This is a genomic window from Paraburkholderia sp. SIMBA_053 (assembly GCF_046534895.1).
In the GTDB taxonomy this organism is placed as follows: Bacteria; Pseudomonadota; Gammaproteobacteria; order Burkholderiales; family Burkholderiaceae; genus Paraburkholderia; species Paraburkholderia caledonica.
In genome coordinates this window covers 1-256 of record NZ_JAWRXU010001096.1, presented here as the reverse complement: position 1 = coordinate 256, position 256 = coordinate 1, and the positions used below count along the sequence as shown (strand labels likewise).

The 256-nt window shown below is 57.0% G+C and carries 1 pseudogene; it reads left to right on the top strand.

The window, feature by feature from the left end:
• Positions 1 to 207 (top strand): annotated as a pseudogene (locus tag SB753_RS39015) (NADPH-dependent 7-cyano-7-deazaguanine reductase QueF); the annotation flags it as partial.
• Positions 208 to 256 lie beyond the last annotated feature (49 nt).

Sequence of the window (256 nt, the reverse complement as noted above, 5' to 3'; positions counted from 1 at the left end):
CTGCGCTACATCATCTCGTATCGCAATCACACGGGTTTTCACGAGCAATGCGTCGAGAAGATTTTTATCGACGTGCTGAAGGCGTGCAAGCCGGTGAAGCTCGCGGTTTATGCGCGCTATACACGGCGCGGCGGGCTCGACATCAACCCGTTCCGCACCAACTACAACTTGCCGATGCCGTACAACCTGCGTTTGGCGCGGCAATAAAAAAGTACGTGCGCTTATCGCCGCGGACGTTCATTCGACGCTCCGCGGC